At 70.5% G+C, this 7,233-nt stretch carries 9 protein-coding genes; 5 read left to right on the top strand and 4 right to left on the bottom strand.

All coding sequences use genetic code 11. The features are described from left to right. Nucleotides 1–685: GbsR/MarR family transcriptional regulator (locus AOK23_RS39935; RefSeq protein ID WP_055717327.1), on the bottom strand; the 685-nt coding region annotated here is incomplete at its 3' end. A gap of 227 nt (nucleotides 686–912) precedes the next feature. Between AOK23_RS39935 and AOK23_RS39930 the strand changes: the two genes are divergently transcribed. From AOK23_RS39930 to AOK23_RS39920, 3 genes are read left to right on the top strand one after another with little or no spacing between them, the layout of a single operon-like run. After that, nucleotides 913–1,581 (top strand): DUF4097 family beta strand repeat-containing protein, encoded by a 669-nt coding sequence (locus AOK23_RS39930; protein ID WP_055717326.1) that lies wholly within the window; start codon nucleotides 913–915, stop codon nucleotides 1,579–1,581. Between the two features lie 30 nt (nucleotides 1,582–1,611). Continuing rightward, nucleotides 1,612–2,604: an ATP-binding cassette domain-containing protein gene (locus AOK23_RS39925; RefSeq protein WP_055717325.1), complete on the top strand. Its 993-nt coding sequence runs from the start codon at nucleotides 1,612–1,614 to the stop codon at nucleotides 2,602–2,604. Beyond that, nucleotides 2,601–3,389: an ABC transporter permease gene (locus AOK23_RS39920; RefSeq protein WP_055522576.1), complete on the top strand. Its 789-nt coding sequence runs from the start codon at nucleotides 2,601–2,603 to the stop codon at nucleotides 3,387–3,389. Before AOK23_RS39925 ends, AOK23_RS39920 begins: the two co-directional genes overlap by 4 nt. Nucleotides 3,390–3,530: 141 nt before the next feature. Here the strand turns inward: AOK23_RS39920 and AOK23_RS39915 are convergent, their stop codons facing one another. The 3 genes from AOK23_RS39915 to AOK23_RS39905 all read right to left on the bottom strand — a co-directional run bounded on the left by AOK23_RS39915 (nucleotide 3,531) and on the right by AOK23_RS39905 (nucleotide 5,015). Continuing rightward, nucleotides 3,531–3,959, bottom strand: a complete 429-nt coding sequence (locus AOK23_RS39915; protein WP_055717324.1) for a hypothetical protein — start codon at nucleotides 3,957–3,959, stop codon at nucleotides 3,531–3,533. A gap of 154 nt (nucleotides 3,960–4,113) precedes the next feature. Continuing rightward, nucleotides 4,114–4,302 carry a hypothetical protein gene (locus AOK23_RS39910; RefSeq protein WP_055717323.1) on the bottom strand — a complete coding sequence of 63 codons (189 nt, stop codon included), beginning with the start codon at nucleotides 4,300–4,302 and terminating at the stop codon, nucleotides 4,114–4,116. After that, nucleotides 4,299–5,015, bottom strand: coding sequence for a nucleotidyl transferase AbiEii/AbiGii toxin family protein (locus AOK23_RS39905; protein WP_055717322.1), 717 nt, complete (start codon nucleotides 5,013–5,015; stop codon nucleotides 4,299–4,301). The genes AOK23_RS39910 and AOK23_RS39905 overlap by 4 nt, the downstream gene beginning before the upstream one ends. 309 nt (nucleotides 5,016–5,324) lie before the next feature. Here AOK23_RS39905 and AOK23_RS39900 point away from each other — a divergent pair, with 309 nt between their 5' ends. Together AOK23_RS39900 and AOK23_RS39895 are read left to right on the top strand one after the other, a co-directional pair. Continuing rightward, entirely contained in the window at nucleotides 5,325–5,690 is a 366-nt protein-coding gene (locus AOK23_RS39900; protein WP_055717328.1) for a cupin domain-containing protein, read from the top strand. Between the two features lie 147 nt (nucleotides 5,691–5,837). Then, complete coding sequence (locus AOK23_RS39895) at nucleotides 5,838–7,190, top strand: pectate lyase family protein (RefSeq protein WP_055717321.1); 1,353 nt, start codon at nucleotides 5,838–5,840, stop codon at nucleotides 7,188–7,190. The last annotated feature ends 43 nt before the right edge of the window (nucleotides 7,191–7,233 follow it).

Raw genomic sequence — 7,233 nt, 5'->3', positions numbered from 1 at the left:
GGGCCTGCTCCGCCGCGCGGATCGTGCTCTCGCTGACGAAGTCGAGGAAGCGGGCGACGTTCTCCAGGCGGGCGGCGGCCGGGGTCTCGCGGCCGAGGACGCCGACGCCCTGCCGGGCGATCTCGATGACCTGGTTGAGGGCCCGGGCGCTGGCCAGCATCGACTGGTACCAGATGTCGTCGTCGACGACATAGCGTTCACGGCGGCGGTCGTCGCGCTCCCGGCGGACGAACGCCTGGCCCTCCAGGTAGGTGATCGCCTTGGAGACGGACGCCGGGCTGACCTGGAGGCGCTGGACCAGGTCGGACGCGGTGAGGCTGCCCGAGTCGGTGAGGGTGAGGCAGGCCATGACCCGCGCCATCATCTTCGGCATGCCCGAGGCCATCATCACGGTGGCGAACGACTCCTCGAACTCCCGCACGGCCTCGGTGTCCCGGCCGTACGCCGCCGTGGACGCCGCAGGCCCCCGTGGCGCGGCCTGCCTGCGCCGTTGCGCACGGCGTTCGGTGGCGCGGTGGGCCAGGTCGGCGCGGTAGCCGGTGGGGCCGCCGTTGCGCATGACCTCGCGTGTGATGGTCGAGGTGGGGCGGTCGAGGCGTCGCGCGATCTCGGCGTAGGCGAGGCCGTCGGCCAGCCCCAGGGCGATCTGCTGACGTTCGGGCTGAGTGAGCCTGCCTCCCGGCATGAGGGTCTCCTTCGAGGTGCGCGTGTGGACCCCACCATAGCGTTCACCTCCATTTCATTGCAACGGATTCCATGGGTGTTGTTGCGTTAAGTTCAGATCCATTGCAATGATTTCCTGGCTTCTACCTGCAACAATGCCAGTCACACGCAACGAGTTGGTTGCCGTAACTATGAATGCAACGTAGCTTTTCTCTCGTCGGAAACAACGACCCACCAGAGGAGAGAACGATGCAGAAGTTCGCCACCCCCGCCCCGATCGCCGCCGTCCTCGACATCCAGGCCGGGCGGGTGCAGGTCATCGCCGCCGACCGGGCCGACACCGTCGTCGAGGTCCGGCCCGTGGACCCCTCCAAGGACCGGGACGTGCAGCTCGCCGAGCGGACCACCGTCGAGTACGCCGACGGCACCCTGCGGATCACCGCGAAGGCGCCGGTCAAGAACCGCCTCGTGGGCCCCGCCGGTTCGGTCGAGGTGACCGTGCAGCTGCCCGCCGGCTCGCACGTCGAGGCCACCTCGGCCGGCGTCGAGTTCCGGGGCGTCGGACGACTCGGGGACGTCGCCATCGACGGCGCCCTCGGCCAGGTCAAGCTCGACGAGACCGGCCGGGCCCGCCTGGCCGTCCTGGCCGGTGACATCGCGGTCGGCCGCCTCGGCGGACCCGCGGAGATCAGCACCCAGCAGGGCGACATCCGTATCGACGAGGCCGTCGGCGGCACGGTCGTGATCCGCACCGAGTCCGGTGACATCTCGGTCGCCGCCGCCCCCGGTGTCTCGGCCGCCCTGGACGCCGGCACCTCCTACGGCCGCGTCAGCAACGCCCTCAAGAACGACGGCACCACCGCGCTCGACATCCGCGCCACCACCTCCTGCGGCGACATCACCGCCCGCAGCCTCTGACCCTCCCGGCCCTTCGAAGGAGCACATCCAATGACCACCCCGGCCATCGCGGCGCACGGGCTGCACAAGTCCTACGGCGACAAGGTCGTGCTCGACGGCGTCGACCTCACCGTCCCCGAGGGAACGATCTTCTCCCTGCTCGGCCCGAACGGGGCCGGCAAGACCACCGCCGTCAAGATCCTGTCCACCCTCATCACCGCCGACAGCGGCCACATCAGGGTCGCGGGCCACGACCTGGCCACCGACCCGCAGGCCGTCCGCGCCGCGATCGGGGTCACCGGGCAGTTCTCCGCCGTCGACGGGCTCATCACCGGCGAGGAGAACATGCTCCTCATGGCGGACCTGCACCATCTGCCGAGGAGCGAGGGGCGACGGGTCGCCGCCGAACTGCTGGAGCGCTTCGACCTCACGGAGGCGGCGAAGAAGCCCGCCTCCACCTACTCCGGCGGCATGAAGCGCCGCCTCGACATCGCGATGACGCTGGTCGGGGGCCCGCGCGTCATCTTCCTCGACGAGCCGACCACCGGCCTCGACCCCCGCTCCCGCCACACCATGTGGCAGATCATCCGCGAACTGGTCACGGGCGGCGTCACCGTCTTCCTCACCACCCAGTACCTGGAGGAGGCCGACGAACTCGCCGACCGGATCGCCGTGCTCCACGACGGGCGGATCGCCGCCGAGGGCACCGCCGAGGAACTCAAGCGACTGATCCCCGGCGGCCACGTCCGGCTCCGCTTCTCCGACCCGGCCCTCTACCGGTCGGCCGCCGCCGCACTCCTCCAGGGCACCCTCCCCGACGCTCCCCTCCGCTCACGCGGTGGCACCGCCGACGACGACGCCCTGACCCTGCGGATCCCCAGCGACGGCTCCCAGCGCGACCTGCGCTCCGTCCTCGACCGGCTGGACGCCGCCGACATCGAGGCCGACGAACTGACCGTGCACACCCCCGACCTCGACGACGTGTTCTTCGCCCTCACCGGCGGCACCGACATCCCCGCCCAGGCCAAGGAGGCCCTGCGATGAGCTCCCTCTCCCTCGCCGTCCGCGACTCGACGACCATGCTGCGCCGCAACCTGCTGCACGCCAGGCGCTACCCGTCGATGACCCTGAACCTGCTGCTCACGCCGGTCATGCTGTTGCTGCTCTTCGTCTACATCTTCGGAGACGCCATGAGCGCGGGCCTCGGCGGCGGCGCCGACCGCTCCGACTACATCGCCTACCTGCTGCCCGGCCTGCTGCTGATGACGGTCGGATCCACCACCATCGGCACCGCGGTGTCCGTCTCCAACGACATGACCGAGGGCATCATCGCCCGCTTCCGCACGATGGCGATCCACCGCGCGTCGGTGCTCGTCGGGCACGTCATCGGCAGTGTGGCGCAGTGCCTGATGAGCGTGGTCCTCGTCGGCGCCGTCGGTGTGGCCATCGGCTTCCGCTCCACCGACGCCACCGTCCTGGAGTGGCTCGCCGCCTTCGGCCTGGTCACGCTGTTCGCCCTGGCGCTCACCTGGATCGCCGTCGGGATGGGCCTGGTCAGCCCGAACGCCGAGGCCGCCAGCAACAACGCGATGCCGCTGATCTTCCTCCCGCTGATCTCCAGCACCTTCGTGCCGCTGCACTCCATGCCGGGCTGGTTCCAGCCGATCGCCGAGTACCAGCCGTTCACCCCGGCCATCGAGACCCTGCGCGGGCTGCTCCTCGGCACCGAGATCGGCCACAACGGATGGCTCGCCGTGGCCTGGTGCGTCGGCCTCGCGGTGCTCGGCTACTTCTGGTCCACCTCGAAGTTCAACGGCGACCCGAAGTAACCGCCGTGACAGCGCGGGCAGCCACCCGCACCCCGTCCCACCCGCACCTCGCCTCACCCCACACTTCGTCCCACCCGGGGCGGCGTACACCGACAGGGCGTCGGAGTACGCCGCCCCGTTCGTGTGTCACCGGGTCGGGTGTCACCGCTCGGGCGCGGTGTGTCCGTCGCCGGTGATCGCCACGCCGATGTTGCCGCCGGCGGCGATCGAACGGGGGCCCGAGGCCGTCACCGTCACGCCCCGGTTCTCCTGACGCGGCAGCAGGGCCGTCAACTCGCGCCGCAGTTCCTCGTCCTCGCGCAGGGCCCGTTTGATCTGCTGGCGCAGGGCCGCCGACGCGTCCTCGTCATCGGGTTCCGCCGCGGCGTCCGCCACGGCCGCGCCCAGTTCGGCCCGCCCCCGCTCGTCACGGTGGTGCCACGCCGCCGTCAGCATCCGGCGGCCGATGTCCGCCGTAGTCTCCACCGCCGCGCGCTCCACCGGGGTCAGCGCCCCGGTGCCGTACGCGGCCACGGCCGCCGTCAGATACGGCCCCGCCCGGCCCACCAGTTCGGCGATCTCCGTAGTCATCCTCAGCCCCTCCCCCTCCGTACGTCGGGATTCCGCCGGTACGGGCCGCATCCCGCAGCCCCCGTAGGTCGGAAACGCCGAACGCGGGGCCCTGGTTCCACGAGCCGCCGGTTCCACCAGCCCCCGTTCCCTCGGCGCCCCCGCCCCGCGCGGGCTATCGCTTCAGTGCCCGGTACCGCTTCAGCAGGGCCGACAGCTTCTCCGGGTCCTTGCCGCCGTTCAGCTCCCTCAGGAGGTCGTCGGGGCAGAGTTCGTAAAGGTCGCCCCACCAGCCCCGGCGGCGGTGGTCGTAGATGCGGTAGCCGCCGGGGACGCCCCGGGCGACGTAACGGCGTTTGCTCACTCGGCCTCCGGTGGGGGTGTCAACGCCTCCTCCTCCAGCAGGCGTTCGGCGATGTCGGCGGCCCAGGACTGTGCCCACCGGCGGAGTGACATGGTGGCCTGCTCGTCGAGGCCCTGGCGAGCGAATTCCCGGTCGTCGAGCCACTCGGTGGCCTCCAACCGGGACTGGAGGTCGGCGAGATCGAAGGTGGAGGCGGTGGCGGAGGTGTGGCGGCGGGCCAGCTCCTCCAGTTCGAGGACGGTCCAGTGGGCGGCGGCCGCGTGGACCGTGACGAGGTCGCGGGCGGTGTTCCGGTCGGCGAGGGCCCGGACCTTGGTACCGACGACGTCCTCCAGGGAGAGGGTCGGCCCCAGTGCCGTCTCGACCGCGGGGTGCCACAGGGACTCCTTGAGGATGTCCAGGGTGCGTTCCTCCGCCGTCGTCGGGTCGGTGACGAGGAGACGGGCGGAGAGCGGGGTGCCCTCCGCCTCCTCCACGAGCCAGCCTCGTCCCGCCAGTCCGGTGCGGACGGTGCCGGTGATCTCGTCCATCGGGGCCGGGTGTTCCGTCGCCACCTCCAGCAGGCGGCCCGGCGGGCGGCTCTCCGTGAGCCCGTGGGCCCGTACCGCGTGGTCGCCGGTCACGGCCAGGGCGTAGGGGGCGCCGATGGCCAGGATGTCGGTGAGGAGATGAAGGACCGGGTCGGGAGGAGCCGGCTCGGGGAGGTCGTTCACGCGCGGGCCTGGGGAAGGGTGGGGGGTGGGGCCATGGACATGGATTATCACGGCTCTCGGGCTCTGCCCCTGTCATCTCCCCGGTTCACTCGGCCCTGGCCCTTCGAACGCCCTGATGCTGCGGGACGCGCACGGGCGGTGGCCGGACCGGGGACGCCCAAGGACGCCCGCCCCGGGGACGCACCCGGAGACGCACCCGCGGACGTGCCCGGAACGCGCACGACCGGGCGTCGTGTGACCGGTGGGGCCAGACTGGAAGGAGTGGCGGAGCTGCCGGAAGGCCCCGCCCGAGCACTCGTGGAGGTCGGCATGAGGGCGGTGACGCGGACGGACGTACCCGTCGAGATCGAGGGCGACGGCGTCGAACTACGGATGCAGAACATCGGCGGGGACACCGATGTCGCCTTCGTCCGGCTCCCCAAGGGCGTGAACATGGCCCCGGCCCTGAAGGGCGAGCCCGACGGCCTGTGCCAGGTCCCGCACTGGGGCTACATGTTCAAGGGCCGGCTGCTGATGCACACCAAGGAGGGCGACACGAGCTACGAGGCGGGCGAGGCCTTCTACTGGGCGCCCGGCCACGTACCGGAGGCCCTGGAGGACTGTGAGTACGTGGACTTCTCGCCCCGGAAGGAGTTCGAGGAGGTCATCGGACACATCAAGGCGAACCTCGGCTGACCGCCACTCACCACCGGCCGAGGGAAGTGAACTTGGAGGCAACCTTTCCCTGAACGGCGACCACCCATGAGTCGGAACTCCCTTCACGGGGGCTCCACACGAACCGCGTGTTCACCTGAATCACGTACGTTACGTAAGGACTCATCCGTGGCTTCTGCCTCCTCGCGCCCGTCCCACCGCCGGTCCCTCCGCACGCGCCGTGCCCTCGTGGTCACCGCCGCAGCCGTGGCCGCCGGTGTCGGCGCCGGCGTCCTCGTGATGAACGCCAACGCAATTCCCGCGGACCTCTACCACCAGGTGCTGCCCGCCAAGGACGGCTGGGCGGCCTCCGGGGCCGGTACGACCGGCGGTACGAAGGCGGACGCGGCGCACACCTTCACGGTCTCGACCCGCTCCCAGCTGGTGAAGGCGCTCGGCACGCAGACCGACACCACCCCCCGGATCATCAAGATCAAGGGCACGATCGACGCCAACACCGACGACGCGGGCAAGAAGCTGACCTGCGCCGACTACGCCTCCGGCACCGGCTACTCGCTCTCCGCGTACCTCAAGGCCTTCGACCCGTCGACATACGGCAAGAAGGCGCCGTCCGGCACCCAGGAGACCGCCCGCAAGGCGGCGGCGGAGAAGCAGAAGAAGAACATCGTCTTCCGGGTGCCGTCGAACACGACCCTCGTCGGCGTCCCCGGCACCAAGGCGGGGATCACGGGCGGCAGCCTCCAGGTCCAGAACGTCAAGAACGTCATCGTCCGGAACCTGACGTTCGCGGCGACGGAGGACTGCTTCCCGCAGTGGGACCCGACGGACGGCTCGTCCGGCGAGTGGAACTCCGCCTACGACTCCGTCACCCTGCGCGGGGCGACCAACGTGTGGGCCGACCACAACACGTTCACCGACAGCCCGACCTTCGACAAGTCGCTGAAGACGTACTTCGGCCGCAAGTACCAGATCCACGACGGCGCCCTCGACATCACCAACGGCTCCGACCTGGTGACCGTCGAGCGGAACCTCTTCTCCAGCCACGACAAGACGATGCTGATCGGCAGCAGCGACACCGACTCCAAGGGCAAGCTGCGCGTCACCATCCACCACAACGTGTGGAAGGGCATCGTCCAGCGCGCGCCGCTGGCCCGCATCGGGCAGATCCACCTCTACAACAACGTCTACGACACGACGACGCTCAACGGCTACGAGCCGAAGTACAGCATCGACTCCCGCGCCAAGGCGCAGGTGGTCGCCGAGCGCAACGTCTGGAAGATCCCGGGCGGCGCGAAGACCGCGAAGCTGCTGAGCGGCGACGGCACGGGCTCCCTCGCCGGGACCGGCAACGTCGTCAACGGCACGGCGACGGACCTGGTGGCCGCGTACAACGCCGCGAACTCGAAGAAGCTGAAGACGACGGTGAACTGGACGCCGACCCTGACGGCGGGCCTGGAGACGTCGGTGAAGAACCTCCTGACCGACCTGACCACCACCACGGGCGCGGGCACCCTCTCCTGACCCCGCCCCACCCGAACGTGGCCCGCCCGGCCATCCTTCTCCG

The sequence above is a fragment of the Streptomyces torulosus genome, from assembly GCF_001419765.1.
GTDB lineage: Bacteria > Actinomycetota > Actinomycetes > Streptomycetales > Streptomycetaceae > Streptomyces > Streptomyces torulosus.
Note: the sequence above shows the minus strand (reverse complement) of the source record. Positions and strands in the feature narration are given on the sequence as shown.

Excerpts from the sequence above, each read along its gene's own strand:
- AOK23_RS39930 (WP_055717326.1), top strand. The coding sequence starts at position 913 with ATGCAGAAGTTCGCCACCCCCGCCCCGATCGCCGCCGTCCTCGACATC.
- AOK23_RS39925 (WP_055717325.1), top strand. The coding sequence starts at position 1,612 with ATGACCACCCCGGCCATCGCGGCGCACGGGCTGCACAAGTCCTACGGC.
- AOK23_RS39920 (WP_055522576.1), top strand. The coding sequence starts at position 2,601 with ATGAGCTCCCTCTCCCTCGCCGTCCGCGACTCGACGACCATGCTGCGC.
- AOK23_RS39915 (WP_055717324.1), bottom strand. The coding sequence starts at position 3,959 with ATGACTACGGAGATCGCCGAACTGGTGGGCCGGGCGGGGCCGTATCTG.
- AOK23_RS39900 (WP_055717328.1), top strand. The coding sequence starts at position 5,325 with ATGAGGGCGGTGACGCGGACGGACGTACCCGTCGAGATCGAGGGCGAC.